Annotated in this window: 19 protein-coding genes; 3 read left to right on the top strand and 16 right to left on the bottom strand. The window is 26.0% G+C overall.

The features are described from left to right. Window positions 1-13: 13 nt before the first annotated feature. The 12 genes from ABHC41_RS00530 to ABHC41_RS00585 form a co-directional block, all read right to left on the bottom strand. The gene (locus tag ABHC41_RS00530; protein ID WP_166505164.1) at window positions 14-406 is read right to left on the bottom strand and encodes a GntR family transcriptional regulator; all 393 of its coding nucleotides are present in this window, start codon (window positions 404-406) and stop codon (window positions 14-16) included. Between the two features lie 319 nt (window positions 407-725). Continuing rightward, the gene (locus ABHC41_RS00535) at window positions 726-899 is read right to left on the bottom strand and encodes a hypothetical protein (protein WP_271891898.1); all 174 of its coding nucleotides are present in this window, start codon (window positions 897-899) and stop codon (window positions 726-728) included. A gap of 174 nt (window positions 900-1,073) precedes the next feature. Further along, a complete protein-coding gene (locus ABHC41_RS00540; RefSeq protein WP_271891900.1) occupies window positions 1,074-2,771 on the bottom strand; it encodes an SAVED domain-containing protein in 1,698 nt (565 codons plus the stop codon). Between the two features lie 133 nt (window positions 2,772-2,904). Then, the gene (locus ABHC41_RS00545) at window positions 2,905-3,375 is read right to left on the bottom strand and encodes a Mov34/MPN/PAD-1 family protein (protein WP_271891902.1); all 471 of its coding nucleotides are present in this window, start codon (window positions 3,373-3,375) and stop codon (window positions 2,905-2,907) included. Next, window positions 3,362-5,002, bottom strand: a complete 1,641-nt coding sequence (locus tag ABHC41_RS00550; protein ID WP_271891904.1) for a ThiF family adenylyltransferase — start codon at window positions 5,000-5,002, stop codon at window positions 3,362-3,364. The genes ABHC41_RS00545 and ABHC41_RS00550 overlap by 14 nt, the downstream gene beginning before the upstream one ends. A 10-nt stretch (window positions 5,003-5,012) precedes the next feature. Further along, complete coding sequence (locus tag ABHC41_RS00555; protein ID WP_271891906.1) at window positions 5,013-6,080, bottom strand: cyclic GMP-AMP synthase DncV-like nucleotidyltransferase; 1,068 nt, start codon at window positions 6,078-6,080, stop codon at window positions 5,013-5,015. A 422-nt stretch (window positions 6,081-6,502) separates the two neighbouring features. Continuing rightward, entirely contained in the window at window positions 6,503-7,723 is a 1,221-nt protein-coding gene (locus ABHC41_RS00560) for a diadenylate cyclase (protein WP_271891908.1), read from the bottom strand. Between the two features lie 484 nt (window positions 7,724-8,207). Then, on the bottom strand, window positions 8,208-8,918 hold the full coding sequence (locus ABHC41_RS00565; protein WP_271891910.1) for an ATP-binding protein: 711 nt from the start codon (window positions 8,916-8,918) through the stop codon (window positions 8,208-8,210). Further along, complete coding sequence (locus ABHC41_RS00570; RefSeq protein WP_271891912.1) at window positions 8,878-9,756, bottom strand: DnaD domain protein; 879 nt, start codon at window positions 9,754-9,756, stop codon at window positions 8,878-8,880. The genes ABHC41_RS00565 and ABHC41_RS00570 overlap by 41 nt, the downstream gene beginning before the upstream one ends. 8 nt (window positions 9,757-9,764) lie before the next feature. Continuing rightward, the gene (locus ABHC41_RS00575; protein ID WP_271891914.1) at window positions 9,765-10,154 is read right to left on the bottom strand and encodes a hypothetical protein; all 390 of its coding nucleotides are present in this window, start codon (window positions 10,152-10,154) and stop codon (window positions 9,765-9,767) included. Next, window positions 10,129-10,944 carry a phage antirepressor KilAC domain-containing protein gene (locus tag ABHC41_RS00580; RefSeq protein WP_271891916.1) on the bottom strand — a complete coding sequence of 272 codons (816 nt, stop codon included), beginning with the start codon at window positions 10,942-10,944 and terminating at the stop codon, window positions 10,129-10,131. Before ABHC41_RS00580 ends, ABHC41_RS00575 begins: the two co-directional genes overlap by 26 nt. A 46-nt stretch (window positions 10,945-10,990) precedes the next feature. Continuing rightward, the gene (locus tag ABHC41_RS00585; RefSeq protein WP_092926452.1) at window positions 10,991-11,191 is read right to left on the bottom strand and encodes a helix-turn-helix domain-containing protein; all 201 of its coding nucleotides are present in this window, start codon (window positions 11,189-11,191) and stop codon (window positions 10,991-10,993) included. Window positions 11,192-11,394: 203 nt separating this feature from the next. Between ABHC41_RS00585 and ABHC41_RS00590 the strand changes: the two genes are divergently transcribed. Continuing rightward, on the top strand, window positions 11,395-11,799 hold the full coding sequence (locus ABHC41_RS00590; protein ID WP_092926454.1) for a helix-turn-helix transcriptional regulator: 405 nt from the start codon (window positions 11,395-11,397) through the stop codon (window positions 11,797-11,799). A gap of 22 nt (window positions 11,800-11,821) precedes the next feature. Further along, window positions 11,822-12,259, top strand: coding sequence for an ImmA/IrrE family metallo-endopeptidase (locus tag ABHC41_RS00595; protein ID WP_166505152.1), 438 nt, complete (start codon window positions 11,822-11,824; stop codon window positions 12,257-12,259). A 246-nt stretch (window positions 12,260-12,505) separates the two neighbouring features. Here the strand turns inward: ABHC41_RS00595 and ABHC41_RS00600 are convergent, their stop codons facing one another. From ABHC41_RS00600 to ABHC41_RS00610, 3 genes are all read right to left on the bottom strand, one after another. Further along, a complete protein-coding gene (locus ABHC41_RS00600) occupies window positions 12,506-12,985 on the bottom strand; it encodes a GNAT family N-acetyltransferase (RefSeq protein WP_195580982.1) in 480 nt (159 codons plus the stop codon). 128 nt (window positions 12,986-13,113) lie between these two features. Further along, the gene (locus tag ABHC41_RS00605) at window positions 13,114-13,614 is read right to left on the bottom strand and encodes a GNAT family N-acetyltransferase (protein WP_271891922.1); all 501 of its coding nucleotides are present in this window, start codon (window positions 13,612-13,614) and stop codon (window positions 13,114-13,116) included. Window positions 13,615-13,715: 101 nt separating this feature from the next. Further along, complete coding sequence (locus ABHC41_RS00610) at window positions 13,716-14,231, bottom strand: GNAT family N-acetyltransferase (RefSeq protein WP_271891923.1); 516 nt, start codon at window positions 14,229-14,231, stop codon at window positions 13,716-13,718. Window positions 14,232-14,481: 250 nt separating this feature from the next. On the opposite strand from ABHC41_RS00610, the gene ABHC41_RS00615 reads away from it, so the two are divergent. Next, entirely contained in the window at window positions 14,482-14,685 is a 204-nt protein-coding gene (locus ABHC41_RS00615) for a hypothetical protein (protein WP_240276009.1), read from the top strand. Between the two features lie 522 nt (window positions 14,686-15,207). Here the strand turns inward: ABHC41_RS00615 and ABHC41_RS00620 are convergent. Then, on the bottom strand, window positions 15,208-15,588 hold the full coding sequence (locus ABHC41_RS00620) for a hypothetical protein (RefSeq protein WP_271891925.1): 381 nt from the start codon (window positions 15,586-15,588) through the stop codon (window positions 15,208-15,210). Window positions 15,589-15,828 lie beyond the last annotated feature (240 nt).

The raw sequence follows: 15,828 nt of genomic DNA on the forward strand, positions 1-15,828 counted from the left end.
ATTTTCTTTCCCCCTATTTGCTATCTAAAGACACACATTTCATCAGACTAAATATATTCTCACACATATCCATAAACTCTTCTTTTTTTACACCTTTGATACTCGCCTCTGATATAACCAAATTCAAGTCTTCTTCTAACTTTTCCTTAAACTCCAACTTTCCACCAGAAAGTAAGTTAACCTTAGCCCCATGCCTTCTATCAATTGTGATAAAACCTTCTCTTTTTAAAAGTCCGTAAGCCTTATTGACTGTCATAGGATTAATCCCTAGATCCTCAGCCATTTGTCTAACAGTAGGAATACCTTCTCCCTGAACAAATTCTCCCTTACCAATTCCTATTACAATCTCATTTCTAAGTTGTAAATAAATAGGAACTTCACTTTCAAAATTTAAATTAATAATCATCAAAACACCTCGATTTCAAAATATTTTGAAACTAAAATAAAGTATTATTTGTATTATATATAGTAATACAAATAATACTTTATTTCAATAATTTTCAAAATAAAAAAAGATATTAACTAAATATGGTCAATACCTTTTTCGTAGATTTCATTGAGTCAATGCTATTCTTAGATATATAATTCAATAGTTGTTTTATTTCACTTTCAGGTTATATTGGTGTAACTACAATTAAAAATTCTTTAATAATATTTTCTAAATCTTAATTTCTTTCTTCTAAATTACTATATCGTTTATTAAAATAATCAATGAGTTCATAAATTTAGAAATCATCACTCGTGTATTTTAAACATTTACCCACATTTACTTTTATCCTATAAATTATTTTATTAAACTGCTTTACAAGTTTTGTACTTTCTTTTATTATCTCATTAACAGTTTTATACTCTTCTTTTTCTAGAATACCATTTATTTTATCCCATATATTAAAGTGCATCTATCTAATTCTTTTATTAATGTATCTATCAATATATTTTCCTCATCAAACCTATCCAGATTTCCAATTTCTAAATTTATTACTAGTGATTCTGTTATATTTTTATCTTTAACATTTTCTTTTATAGTTTGTCCTTGACTTATACGAAATGATCAACTTGCTAATCTCACTATATTACCTAATTTCTGACATTGATTTTAATTTTTTTAAATTGCAAATTTGTGTATAATGTACCTCATCATTTTTATTATAATTATATATATATGTATCAGGATACATACTTTCTCTTATTACTCTTCCTATTTCTATACATAATCCCGCCGGTGCTGCAATAAATAAGTGGATCTCTTTATATTTTCCATATATTCCATCTAACTTATTCTTAACCATGTTTTTCATCTTAACTACATCATTTCTATAATTTAAATACCCTAATCTTGGATTATCAACTTTAAATGACAATAAATCATAATTTGTTTTCATAACTTGGCTAATATCCTCTTTCTTAATCTCTGAACTTACCTCTATCGCTACCGCCAAAATATTATTATCTTCATTAATGAAACTCTCTTCCATTGGTATATTATCATCTCTTTCATCAAATACCCACTTCATATCATTCTCACTATATTGATAGATTTTTATGTTTGGTGAATCATTTTGCATCAAATAACCTAATGCAACAAGTAGTGGTATTTGTGCAATAGGAAATATATGAATATTATCATCTTTAATATCCGAAATTATTGAATTGTAAAACGTTTTCAGTTCTTTTAAATATTTATCCCATTCATCATTTGATTTTGGAGAAATATTTTTATGTCCAAATTTATAGTCAGATGTATTTTTAAGATTATATCTATTTTTTATATCTTCATAGTCTAATGGTACCCCCATTAACTTAAAATCAATAATAGTATCTACTTTTTTAGATTTTTCTTTATTGTATTTTTCCCCTCTTAAATAATATTTCCCATGCTTAGCAGATTCTACTGAATAATCATACATCCATTTTGCAAATTTTGTACTCCAATTAAAAAACATATAATAACTTTGATTATTATTAACATCTATATTTCCAACAACAAATCCAGCAGGATACTCATCAGCCTCAGCTCTTGCTTGTTTACAAAAGCATAATTCCATATCTACACTTCTATCGTGTTCTACAATTGCTTTATGACAATGACCTCCTAAATACATATCAATGCCACTTGTTCTAAATATAGATTTCAAATTATTTCTTTCTTGTAAATTTAAATCGTCTAGCCTGTGATGTCCTATAGCAATATTAAAGGCTTCTCTATTTATATCCTTCAAAGAATTATATACACTATTTAAACCAATACAAATTTTACCGTCTTCTATTTTTGAATCATAACACATCCATGATGTATTTAAATGTATTATATTTATATCTTCATCTACTTTCTCAATAAAATGTACTTTATCCTTTGGATACTCCCTACCTAAAATATTTTTATATGTTGTGAAAAAATTATCTTGAGCATCTATTAATGTACTTATGTTTATATTTTCCTCTACTTGATCTACTATATTTCCATCCCATAGTGTTTTAACTATATCTTCTCTGTTACTTGGTATATCTCTATTTACATCATGATTTCCAGGTACTATAAATACTCTATTTTTATGTATACCAATTCTATAAATTAGCTCTGAAATAAATTCTTCTGCTAAATCATAACCTTTATTTTTATCACTTATATCTCCAGTTATAATAATAAAATCAAATTTATCTTCCTTATCTAATTCCTCTATTTCTTTAATGAGATCATCTCTCATTATCTTAGTTTTTATTCCAGTACAATATGAATGTAAATCTGATAAGTGTAACCATCTATATTTCATTCATTTACCTCCTATATTATATTTTGTTTAATACGTATTTAATATATCATAAAAATCTTTTTTAATTAGTTATATATATCATCATCCCCACTAAATTTATATGAAAATATATATAAATCAAAACTTTTTCATTCTATAATGAAATACTACCACACCGTTCTATAATCTTACTTTCTCTATCTCCACCCCAAATTTCGATAGTATTAAATCCTATTATGATAAAAATTAATATTTTACTATCTGAAATACTGTATTTCAATAAGTTTTTCCATGATCGTTTATCTAAAAAAGATGGACTAGGAGTATCTTGAGGGTGTGTATGCCACTCCCCTAAGTACATTTTCTTGTATTCACTCTCAATCCATTTCTTTCTTAAAATTTTATTATGTTCATCTGATCTATGAAATCCGAATCTACTTGATTTATCTAATTCTTGTGGTTCTGTGATATCATTTATTTCAATTATATTTGCATCAGCCCTTGCAGATCCGATTAGCATTCCTCCATTTTCAGGCAAATTTCTAACTTGAATATAATTCTTCATTATTTCTATAATTTCATTATTAATTTTAATTTCATATTCCTTATAGCTAATTTGTATCATTACAATAAGCACATCCTTCTAATTTTACATCATGACGCTCCCCTATTCCTAAATAAAAGTCATAATAACTTTCACTTAGTGTATATCCGTCATTTAAAAATCTGTCTGCATTACCTCTCCATGATACTATTGCATTTTCTAATCTATTATTAATCAGATAATCTTGAGCTAATCTAGCTGTCATTATTGAAGTTTGCATAGAATCCATGCCTCCATATGGAGTAAATGTACCTAAACATCCACCAAAATTTTTAGTAAAAGGCACTTCACTTTTACCTGCAAAATTTACTTTACACCTTAAATCCTCTGTAAATAGACAGTTATAGCATCCATGTTTATTTATAAATACTGCATGTCCACCTATCCCATAAGCCTCTACCCAAGTATAAATTACAGGAACTTTTGTTTTTAGAATATATTTATTCAATAGTCTTTCTTTATTAACATTTCCTATTGCTGAAATTACCAAGTCATAATCTGATAAGTCTATTTCTTTTTCTTCCAATAAGGTAAATATATCTGAATTTAATGATATACATTCAATATCTCTATATCTACTTTCTAACTCTTTTTTCATTAAAACTACTTTAGATCTATCTTTTTCTTCTATAGATTTTCCGAGAAAATGCCTATATACATTATCTTGACTAAAAGAATCATTATCTACTAAAGTAAACTTTTTAAACCCTGACCTTGCAAGTTGAAATATTGTATCACTCCCTACTGACCCACATCCAATTACAAGTATATTATATTGATCACCAGTTGTAATTGCACCTCCCCTTGTTAATATCTTTTTATCATCAATCCGTTCTATATAAATAGGTGTTATTTTATATTCATTTGCATATTTTAATATAGGTGACTCTCCTTTATTTATTTTACCCTCATACTTTATGCCAACTAAAACATTTTCTCCTCCAGCTAATAAAATATCTAAAATATATATCATTTTTTTACAATTTTTTGTTAAATCATTTATCTTTTTAAGGTTATCTTTAGATACACATCTTTTCACTAGACATTCAATTTCACTTCCTGTCCAAAACTTTTGCTTATTTGGAATATATAAATCTAATTCTTTATTAAAAGGAATATAAAGTGCATTCACAATTTGACCATCACCTATATTATCCTCTTCTAATTTACTTGTGTCACAAATAAACTTTAAGTTCTTTTCTTTAAATACAAATGCTTTTATCTTACGTGTAACTTTTCCTTGCGATATAAATGAAAATATCCTTTCTTTATCTGGAACTTGTGAAAAATAATATTGAAACTCTCTGTGAATTCCCTCTTTAGACTCTTGTTGTAAAAATACAGATTCAATTCTTTTAAATATAAAATCAAATATTTTTTCAATGTTGTCACTCCAAGCCACACCTTCTTCGTCTAGATAACATATATATCCAGAAGATGTTATATGCGGGATAGCGGGTATATAACTTTGTTTATCTAAATCTATAAACACTAGTGGAAGCTCAAATGGAAATCTTTTTTTATTAATATACATTTTTAATGGAATTTCATATCCATTTCTAAAAATAAAGGAAAAAGTATATACATAACTTTTTTCTTTTATTATATTTCTCAAATATTTCTTTTTATTTAATATTTCTTCTATCATCTATTCACTCCTATGCAAAATTAGAAGATGGTGCACTACTTGCTCCTACTGTTTTATATCTATTTTCTGTAGATTCTGGAATAGGAAGGTCACATCCAAAATATTTTACTAACTCTGTACATGCTTTATTAGGATCTTTCTCATCTAGAGCAAACTGTATTGCATTTTGAAGATCTTCTACTTTTTTGTAAAAAGAATTCATTTTTTTATTAGTCATTTTAAAGAATACATTACTTTCATCTCCAACTGGAAGATTATACTTTATAGTATATAACCATTCTTTCTCTTCACAACAATATTCATAATTAAACAAGGATTTAATATCATCAACAAGATATTTCATAGCCTTTAAATCATTTGGAACTTCTTTCCCTGTAATTGTGTTTATCTCATGCACAGGATTTAATTTGTCTGCTGCAATAATTGTTAAACCTATACTCGGTGGAGTTCCATCGCTTGACTCGGATGCAAACTTATTATCTTTCCACTTTTTTAAATATCTAACAATTCTTTTAAATTGTCTTTTATCGTTATCTGAAAAAGCCTCTCGAATATGCTTATTTAGTCCTTCTGGGTCTGCTAACTTCCATTCTTTATTTTCTTTCGACGTCTTATTCCCCCATGCTAAATATAAATTATCATCTTTGCTAGACCTTAAATACACAGGAAGATCAACATGATAAGTTGGTTCTTCATTTTCAGAATATGTTATTGTAACACATGGTTTTTTTACTTTTGGAGGTATTTTAGTATGATTTTTCATAATATCCTCAATAACTTCTTTAAATATAGTTGGATTATCTTCATACTCTTCCTTACATAAACCAATTATCACACCTTCATCAATATCATAATTTCCATCTTTTGGTTTTATTCCTGTATCAACTGCGTAACTTCCTTGATCTATAAAATCTATTGACGGTGTATCTATATCATTATTATCAAAATATTTTTTTAGTCCTTTTTCTACTTTATTAGTTATTATGTCTCTCTTATCCCTTAATTCTTTATTTTCTTTAAATCTACCTAATTTAATATTTTCATGAAATTCTTCTAATTGATTTTGAATATCTGCCATATAAAATTCTCCTTTTTTACATAGTACTTTTTAACTAAATTATATCATTCACACCCATATATTTACAATTGCATGCTTTTTATTAGCATGTATTATTCAATTTTAAATTAATACTTTATTCCTATTTTCTAGATCAATTTAAACATCTAGAAAGTAAAAACATTTCAATTTGAGACTTTTAAATCATCGAGTTTTAAGCTATGCATACTAAAACTCTCCCCAAAATCCAAAATATACTCTCATAAAAAAATACTCACCAAAAGCCTACGCTTTAAAGTCAGTATTTTTATCAATATTATATGTTCAATTTTTACTGAAAAGTCATTAACTATTTAGTCGTACTATTAGTTAATTAATATACTCTACAAACTACCATATTCTATAATTCATATGAAGTTTTTTAAGTTAATCTAAGTTAAAATTTATAAAAATGATAATTTTATATCTTCACTCTCACCATGCCTTACTGCTGACTTTTTATTGAACAGAATTGATATTTCTCCATCAGAACTTATTTTAAATACAGGTGACTTCATATAGTTAAATACAGACTTTGCTGCTGTACTTCTAGCACCTTCTTCGTTATCTGCATTATCGTGATTCTTTATAATGGATCCAAATGATTTTAACTTACCTTCCTTATCAAAGACTATTGCACCATCTACAGATGCTAACTCTAATATTAGTGGTTTGTGTAAATCTTTTGTACATGTCGCATTTAAATTTATTTTTCCTAAACTTTCCTCTAATATTTTATATAAAGGATTTGTTGATTTATTTAATATACTATTTTGATTTAATATAATATCATCAATAGTATTATTAATATCAAATAAGATTAATGCACCATGCCTTTTATAGCTTAAATCAAATAAGATTGATGTTAGATTACAGCCCATATAATAATTTAAATCTAGTATATCGCCAACCGAATTTTTAAAAGTATAAGGATCATAAATCTTCCACTGACCTTTTCTGCATGATGCTAATATTCCATATTTACTATATAAAATCAGATCTCCTCTTTTAGTTCTTGTTATTCCACATTCTTCATTACCTAGAATTGATTGATATGGTTCTAAAAAACTAGGTATAATTCGATACTTTTCATCTGGACTATAATTTTCTCCTGTATTTATATAACCATACTCTAATATATTCCATGACTTTCCAACTTTAATATATGTATGCTGTGATTCTGCTAATACATCTAATATTTTCTGATTTGTACTTTCAGTTAGTATACTTATAGAACTTGTTGTAATATTTGGCTTATATATAAATGTAAATCCTATATTAGAATTTTCATATGTCTTATATTCTATTGAATTACAAAAATCGAAAAATTCAAACCAATTTTCATCATAATTATTAATCTTCATCCACTTATTAACTATATTTCTCTCAATTAATTGTCTTTCTAGATGAATAGAACCTAAGTCTAAACTTAAAAATTGTTTTGCTTCATCTTTTATAAATCTAATCAAAGAGCTTAATTTAGGAGTATTAGCTCTAAATGAGTATAAACTATACTCATCACCATCTAAGTCAATAATTATACGATTACCTATACCTTTTTTAGATTTATAATATTGTGGCACTATATCACATATTATCTCAAACAATGTGTCTTTATTTATCAACGATACTCCTCCTTATATTACCAAATAATGTAATCTATGCTTGTTATATTTTATCATATAACTATCTTATATCACTAAATAAATGGTGAATTTTTTATTTTTCATGTATACAAATTGTAAATATAATCTTTTCAAAATCAAACAGATATGAAGAATTATTTTTTGAATAATATATAGAAAAACTAAGTGTTCTTGATACAATAATATAATACCCTTGAATAATCTCTTACACTTTATATTTGTATTATTATTCCAATTCAATTAAAATTAAGCAAACACTCATATCTAATGGATATGAGTGTTCATGGATTTCAATAGTGAGGACGATGTGCATTGAACCCCTGTCCACAATTTAAATACATCTTATATTAATTCTACGTAAATACTCGTAGATTTCAATAATAATAACAACCTTAACATAAATAAATAACTATATTATCATATAAATTTACCACATAAACAAAGAGGAACGAATCGTTCCTCCTTATCCATATATCCTATAATTTAACTTCTTCCCCTTAACACTCACCAAATAATCCTTACTCATCTCAATAATCCTACTACCAATAGCCTCATCAATTTCAACAAGCTCATCAAAACTCTTTTCCGTACTAACAATCATTGGCAAATTATTAAAATATCTAAAATTAATAATCTCAAATACAATATTTATATCACTTTTGCTAATACCACCCTTAAACAAATCATCAATAAGTAGCACCCTAGCCTTTTTATACCTGCCAACAGCTTTTCTATAATACTCCTCATCCATAATATTTTGCTTAAGAGATATAATAACATCCCTATAAGGCATATACAAAACCCCTACCCCACTATCCATCAAATCATTGCTAATAGCTAGCGATAAATGAGTCTTGCCACTTCCTACTTGCCCCATAAATATTATAGAGTTTTGTCTAGTCTTTTCTATATCTTTAAAATTCTTTTTATAGCTTAAAGCCTTGTGATAAGCATCTATTGTCTGAACATCATAAGCATAATTAAAGTTTTTAAAAGTCTTTTTCCTAAATTCGTCACTTATGCCACTATTGTTTAATATATCCTCACACTCTCTTAAAGCCCTACACTCACAAGGTATAGCAGTATTATCTTCTATTATAAATTTTAAATCTCTACACTTAACACATCTATACTCATTGTAGGAGTCTTTGTATTTCTCTGATTTGTTCTTCACTTGGCTTTTGATATATTGGCTCGTCTTCAATTTCTCTAATATATCTACTCTTTTCATTTATCCTATCCCCTTTGTTTTTAGAACTTACTTCATAAGCATTTAAATCCTTTAAGCTTCTTATATTGTTAGTTATCCACTTATTTATAATGCCATTTATATATCCTCTATTAACATGTCCTCTATTAGTAGCTACTTCTATAGCTCTTTTAAACAATCCTATATCAATATTTTCACTTATATAAATTAGCCACTCACTAACTAATTGATTTATAATACCTACATTTTCTTCATATAATTTAGCATACCTACCTACATCATTTGCTTCTTCTTCTTTATATTCTTCTTTATCTTTTTCTTCTTCTTTTTCTTGTCTTATATTTTCATACGACTCGTTATACGTATGGTAGTACGAGTCGTCATTACTATACATATCAAACAAATCTTTTATTTCTTTTTTAGGTATACTCTCACTTACATATTTTATAAGTGATTTATCTTTTACTTCTTTTAGCTCTTTATTTATACAATCCATCATTGGCTTTCCAGTTCTATCTAGGTTGTACTTTCCCCAATGTTTAATGGCCAATTCCCTAGTTTCTTCATTATATTTTATAGTTTTGTATTTATTTATAAATATGTCCATTAAAGTATTTATAGTTTCAACAGAATAGCCTAGTTCAAAGGCTATCTGTTTTTTAGTTATTTTATATATTCCTATTTGAGTAGTATTTTGATTGCTAAGAATATAGACCATAAATATTTTACATTCTGGAGTATATTCTTCTAATACTTTATCATCTCTCCAAAACTGTGTATGTATCTTTCTAAATATTGCCACAACCTCACCTACTTCATTCTAAAAGTTCTAGATGTACTTGTTTTTGTATAATTTTTAATTATTTCTGGATAATCAATTTTTAATCTTTTAGTGTCTATACTATTTTTAATAACTTTCTTCCAAGTTATTTTTTTATCTTTACAAAATGCTGTTTCGTACTCTCTCATTTCGCTTTGAATAATATGTTCTATTATCTTTTTTTCTTTTTCAAGCTTGTTTATATTATCTACTATGCTATTGTATTTTTCTATTTTTTCATATAGCCCATCATCTAGCACTACTACTTCATTTAAAGTATCTTTATAGGTTTCTTTTAAAAACTTCCCACATTCATCACTTCCAAATGGTAGGTTTACCTCTTTTTCTTTTTTCTTAATGAAGTCTGTAATTTTTCTCATATCCAAATTCCTCCCCTATAATTTTTATAAAATATTTTTGACCTTTCCCTGTTATATAAGTAGTTACTTTTATCTTTTGACCATTATTTGTATTTACTACATACTGACGAGTTTTAAATAGTCCTTGTTCTACATACTTTTGCTTTGGTTGGTTTTCATTTCCTTGATTCATAATATATCCATTTACTCTAAACCAATAAAAAAGTCTATTTCTTCCAATATCTATTCCTAGTGAATTTAGCATTTTAGCAAATGCCCCTATACTTATAGCATCTTCACATTCCCCTACTACTTGTCCTATTTTTATATATGGTTCAAAGTCTTTTATAGCTTTGTTTAGTGCTTTTACTTTTTCTTTTTCACCTTTTAATTTTTGAGCTAGTTTTAATAGAAATTCTGGATTTTTAAGTATTTCATCTACTGTTTCATCACTCATATATCCCCCATTTCTTCTTATGCTTGGTAAAATCTCTTCTACTACCCACTTTTCAAATTTCTTTGCACTAGGTAGTTTAGATTTTAATACTAGCCTATATAGATTTGCTTCATCTATAAATTTTTTATTTATATTTTTAGTTTTTAAACTTCCATCTTTATTTTTTCCAGTTATTACTTTTGCCCTATAAATTGTTCCCATATATTTATCACAATGATCTCTTATTGCTTTTCTAGGATTAGTATATCCTAGTATTTGTGCTACTTTAGTGGCTTCAAAGTATTCTTTATTATTTTCAAATACTACACTTATTTCTCCATATTCACTACTTTTAAATACCTTTAAATCAAACATTTTATCCCCCATTTTTTTATTAAAATTTATTTCATATTTAGATAATTTATTTGTTACCTAAAAATATGCTTTCCACACTAACTCCAAGTATTTTAGCTAAATCTAATGCTTCATAAACTGTAAATGAGCTTTTCTCATTTTCTTTTTTTACATAAGTTACTTTTGACATATGTATAAGCTTTGCTATCTCCTTTTGTGTAAATCCTTTACTTACCCTTAACCCCTTTAAGTTTCTTTTATATCCCATATTTACTCCTTTATATATTTTATGATTATTTTTATTTAAACTTTGGTAACTTCCCTTGATAATTTAATAGTATTACCCTTTAGGTAAAATATCAACATGTTTTTATCCAAAGGGTAAAAATATGGTAACAAGTTGTATTTTTAGATAATTTTGTTATACATTTGGACTACTTCTGCTATAATTAAATTAAGGTGGGTGAAAAAATGGAAACTTTATCTATGAGATTAAAAGCTTTAAGAAAAGAAAGAGGGTTGACTCTTGAAGAGTTAGCTAAAGAATTAGATACCACTAAGGTAACTCTATCTAGATATGAAAATGGAATAAGAGAACCAAAAGGTGAAACTTTAAATAAATTGGCAAATTATTTTAATGTTTCTACTGATTATTTATTTGCTAGAACTGATGATAAAAACTACTTATCAGATGAGGGAATAGCTGATGTTAAATTAGAAATGGATAAAATGCTTAAAAAGATTGGAGCTCATGGTAGTTTAATGTTTGATGGTGAGCCTATGACTGATGAAGAACTAGATAGTTTCTTGCAATCAATGGAAGTTGTTCTTACTTTAGCTAAGAAAAAGCAAGAGTCAAAACTAAGGGGAAAATAATTAATGTTATTGGGGAGATTTTATGAATGCTAAATATGAAGCTAAAAAGCTTATAAATAAATATAAAACTAATAATCCTTTTGAACTTATGGATTATTTAGATATACTGTATATTCGCTATCCTCTTAAGGGAAATCTTAGAGGATATTATACTAAAGAATTCGGTGAGAAAGTTATATGTATTGATAGTAATCTTTGTGATGAGGAAGTTAACTTAGTAGCAGCCCATGAACTTGGTCATGCTATACTTCATGAAGATAAAAATATATTATTTATATCTAGAAATACACTTCAATCTAAGGATAAACTAGAAAAACAAGCTAATAAATTTGCTGCTGAAATACTTTTAGATGATAGTGTATTTAGTGAGTATTATGGTTATTCTTTAGAGGAAATTTCAAAGTGTGAATGTGTTTCTTATGAATTAGTTGAGCATAAGTACAATAATCTTAATAAGTAAGTTTTATAAATAATAAAGAGGGCTAATTTTAGCCCTCTTTATTTGTAATATACTTAAATATATTGTGTAATTTAATTATTTAATATAAAAATAGGAGCATATTTATTTGCTCCCTTTATATTTTCAATATATTAATATTATTAATCCAATTAGCAAATTAGAATTTAAATTTTAAATATTACTTTAAATTCTTCACATACTACTTTTTATCTTTCTAATGAACCTTAAAATAATGTAATAGAGATATCATTCTACCCCTTTTGTATAAACATAAACTTCACTTTGTAATTTATCTATCCATTCATCATATATAAAACCTAAGTTAAGTAATAAATTTTTTGATGGAATATTTTCTTTTTTTGTCATTGCTATTATTTCACATTCCGGATATTTTTTTCTGATTACTGGAAGTATAGCTTTTAAAGACTCCTTTATATATCCTTGTCTAGAGTATATAGGATTAATAGTATATCCTATTGAAATAGTTTTTGCTTTCTTTATAATATAAATATCACCTAGAAGAGTATCTGTAATTCTGTCACTAATAGCAAGTCTAATTCCTTTATTAATGTCTTTATTACCTAACAAATCTTTTCTATAATCATCTTTTGTTAAAGATTTCGTGCTTTGATATTTCATCCATTTTTTATTATTTCTATAAGACATAAATAACTCTAAGTCATGTTCCTTAAAATCTCGTAATATACATCTATCAGTTTCAATCATCATATACCTCACTTAAATTAAATTTCAAAGTGTAAATGTGTTTCTTATAAATTAGTTGAGCATAAGTAAAATAATCTTAATAAGTAAACTTTTTATAATTTTATATATTAGCTCTCTTATCTTATAGTTTAATTATTATATAGTTTAGCTATAAAAAATTCATCTACATATTTACCATCTACAATCATTGCATTTTTCTTAACTCCTTCTATTTCAAATCCATTCTTTTCATAAAGATGTTTTGCTACGGTATTAGAACAAATTACACTTAATTCAAGCCTTGTAATATTATTTTTTCTAGCCCATATATCTAATTCTGAAAATAATTTACTTCCAATACCCTTACCTCTGAATTTTTCACGTATTCCAACAACAATATATCCAGTATGTTTAATTCTTTTTGGTACGCCTCTTTGAACAGAAAGAAAACCAACTATATTTTCATCATCAGTAGCTACTAAAACTAAATTATCACCATTTATACTTTTTTCAATTATATTTTTTGCTATATTAATATCAGTAGGTCGTTCCCCAGGCTCAAACATCATAAATTTAGTTTCTTTATCTAAATTTAAAAGCATATCTAAATAATTATTAGCATCTTGCATTTGTATCTTTCTAATCTCCATTTTTTATCCTCCATATCCCTTATTTTATATTATAATAATTATAGCAAAACTTATAGTTAAACAAATGGCCACTAAACCAATGCTTTGTTGAACATATTTAATTATTTAAGAATTAAATTCAATATATTTAAATTACTCTCTTTACCTCCCATATTTATAGTTGTTGATTTTATTTGCTGATATCCTAGGGATTTCCAAAATTTTAGACCTTTAGTATTTTGTTCTACTACTCCTATTCGAAGTGTGTCAGCTCCTTGTATTAAAGCATATTTATTAATTTCTTCATGAATAATTGTTCCTAGTTTTTTATTCCTTTCATTTGGTGAAAGTAGAAGTAAACCTATCATCCAAGTTCCATTATCAGGATAGTTTTTAAATATATCTACCATTCCAACTAATAAATCACATTTATCATATACTCCCAATGTTAATGAATCCTCTGATGTTTTTTTATCACTATATTCAAAAATACTGTCTACATCCTCATAAGTTGCATTTTTTCCACTGCACATAATATGATAATCAGAACATAAATCATATAAATTTTTGATTTCATCTCTGTTAGAAGAAGTTATAGGCTTAATTAAATATTCATCATCTAATATACCTTTTATCATAAAAAAATCCCCCTTTAGATAATTAAAATCACTAAAAAATTATCAATTTAATTATAGCAGAAAGTGCATTTCCCAAAGTGTCCACTAAAACAGATATTTTTTTGGACACAAATAATGCTATAATAAAAACAAGTACGCAATTGTTATATAATGTGAAAATAATGGTACTTTTGATATTATATAGTTAAATAGAAATTCATGAGTTCTATTGTTTTAGCTCAAAAAATAAAGTTTAAAACGGGGGATATCAATGAAAGATAATATAATATGTTCAAAATGTGGTTCAACTAAAGTTGTAGAAATTAAAGATGGAGCTGGGATATACCATATACCGATTACTAAATTTAAAGTTGTATCGACATGCAGACGCGTTTGCTGTGATTGTGGGTATATTGATGAACGATGGGTTAGCAATAAAGAAGATTTAGAGCTTATTTATAATACTTATAAATAGGAATTTAGGGGGATTAGTATGATAACAATATTAAGTGTATCAGTGATAGTTTTGGGATTTTTACTTGTGGTTGCAACTATAAAATAAAGACATGATAAAAAGGATGAAGGGGAATATAATAAAACTAATTTTTCCATAAATTTAATTAAAGGATTTTATTCTATAATAATAGGGTCATTGGAAATATTAAATATAATATCAGAAAGAAATTTTATTAATTTAATGATTTTACTTGCTGGTATAAATATTTTTATTGATTATAAAATTAAAAACCAACCAAATCGTTAAAATCAAAAGTCATAAAAATAAATTCCAATTTGTAGAATTGTTTTAGTTAACAATATTAATATAATACGAACAAAAAGTAGGAGTTATATCATTATTAAATATAATGTATACCCCTACTTTTTTGTTATTGAAATTGTTCGTAATATCAACATTGTATTAAAACATAGCCTAATATTTAATAACTATAATTTAAGTTATATAAAAAGTATTATATAAAATTGAATATTTTATTTACTATTTTTTATTACTTTTATTGTTTTTATATGAACTAGTAAATTTTCTAACATCAAGTAATGTAAAAAATAAACCAGGTATTGAAAATATAAGACCTAATTTATCTCCAGCAGCAAAGAAAACTAACAGTCCACCTGTAAGGCAAAAAACTCCAGTAAATCTAAAAAATAGGTTAAATCTCTTTAGCGTTTTTTCACTCATTGTATCCCATGCACTTCTATGAAAATAATTTACTGTTCCTGTTTGTGCATTTTTTTCTATATTAATTATTCTTTCTTCTTTTTTTATTCTTTGTTCTTCATTTATTTTTTGAATACCTTCTTTTAAATAAATCTTGGCATCATTAAGTTCTTGCTTCATTTCTTTTTTAGTTTTACCCATTAAAAATCTCCTTTAAATAAATTTATATAAGTATAGCAATCTTAGATTATAAATACAATTATTTTTATTTTAAAAAATAATATTTAAATTGTAAAACATATTTTGAACAAATTGGTAAGTGACGAAAAAAATACTCAAGATTACAAGGTATTTAGAGCACCTTTAGAAGTTAGATATACTTTCTAGTACTACCCATACAAGTTTTTTTGTTGATTAGATAACCCATTATATACAAAATTT

The organism is Romboutsia sp. 1001216sp1 (assembly GCF_039841805.1).
In the GTDB taxonomy this organism is placed as follows: domain Bacteria; phylum Bacillota; class Clostridia; order Peptostreptococcales; family Peptostreptococcaceae; genus Romboutsia_C; species Romboutsia_C hominis.

What these genes read in the sequence shown, in the direction of transcription:
- ABHC41_RS00600 (WP_195580982.1), bottom strand. Translation starts at nt 12,985, where the DNA reads ATGATTGAAACTGATAGATGTATATTACGAGATTTTAAGGAACATGAC.
- ABHC41_RS00540 (WP_271891900.1), bottom strand. Translation starts at nt 2,771, where the DNA reads ATGAAATATAGATGGTTACACTTATCAGATTTACATTCATATTGTACT.
- ABHC41_RS00595 (WP_166505152.1), top strand. Translation starts at nt 11,822, where the DNA reads ATGAATGCTAAATATGAAGCTAAAAAGCTTATAAATAAATATAAAACT.
- ABHC41_RS00535 (WP_271891898.1), bottom strand. Translation starts at nt 899, where the DNA reads ATGCACTTTAATATATGGGATAAAATAAATGGTATTCTAGAAAAAGAA.
- ABHC41_RS00555 (WP_271891906.1), bottom strand. Translation starts at nt 6,080, where the DNA reads ATGGCAGATATTCAAAATCAATTAGAAGAATTTCATGAAAATATTAAA.
- ABHC41_RS00530 (WP_166505164.1), bottom strand. Translation starts at nt 406, where the DNA reads ATGATTATTAATTTAAATTTTGAAAGTGAAGTTCCTATTTATTTACAA.
- ABHC41_RS00585 (WP_092926452.1), bottom strand. Translation starts at nt 11,191, where the DNA reads ATGGGATATAAAAGAAACTTAAAGGGGTTAAGGGTAAGTAAAGGATTT.
- ABHC41_RS00610 (WP_271891923.1), bottom strand. Translation starts at nt 14,231, where the DNA reads ATGATAAAAGGTATATTAGATGATGAATATTTAATTAAGCCTATAACT.
- ABHC41_RS00605 (WP_271891922.1), bottom strand. Translation starts at nt 13,614, where the DNA reads ATGGAGATTAGAAAGATACAAATGCAAGATGCTAATAATTATTTAGAT.
- ABHC41_RS00590 (WP_092926454.1), top strand. Translation starts at nt 11,395, where the DNA reads ATGGAAACTTTATCTATGAGATTAAAAGCTTTAAGAAAAGAAAGAGGG.
- ABHC41_RS00545 (WP_271891902.1), bottom strand. Translation starts at nt 3,375, where the DNA reads ATGATACAAATTAGCTATAAGGAATATGAAATTAAAATTAATAATGAA.
- ABHC41_RS00575 (WP_271891914.1), bottom strand. Translation starts at nt 10,154, where the DNA reads ATGAGAAAAATTACAGACTTCATTAAGAAAAAAGAAAAAGAGGTAAAC.
- ABHC41_RS00580 (WP_271891916.1), bottom strand. Translation starts at nt 10,944, where the DNA reads ATGTTTGATTTAAAGGTATTTAAAAGTAGTGAATATGGAGAAATAAGT.
- ABHC41_RS00550 (WP_271891904.1), bottom strand. Translation starts at nt 5,002, where the DNA reads ATGATAGAAGAAATATTAAATAAAAAGAAATATTTGAGAAATATAATA.
- ABHC41_RS00615 (WP_240276009.1), top strand. Translation starts at nt 14,482, where the DNA reads ATGAAAGATAATATAATATGTTCAAAATGTGGTTCAACTAAAGTTGTA.
- ABHC41_RS00620 (WP_271891925.1), bottom strand. Translation starts at nt 15,588, where the DNA reads ATGGGTAAAACTAAAAAAGAAATGAAGCAAGAACTTAATGATGCCAAG.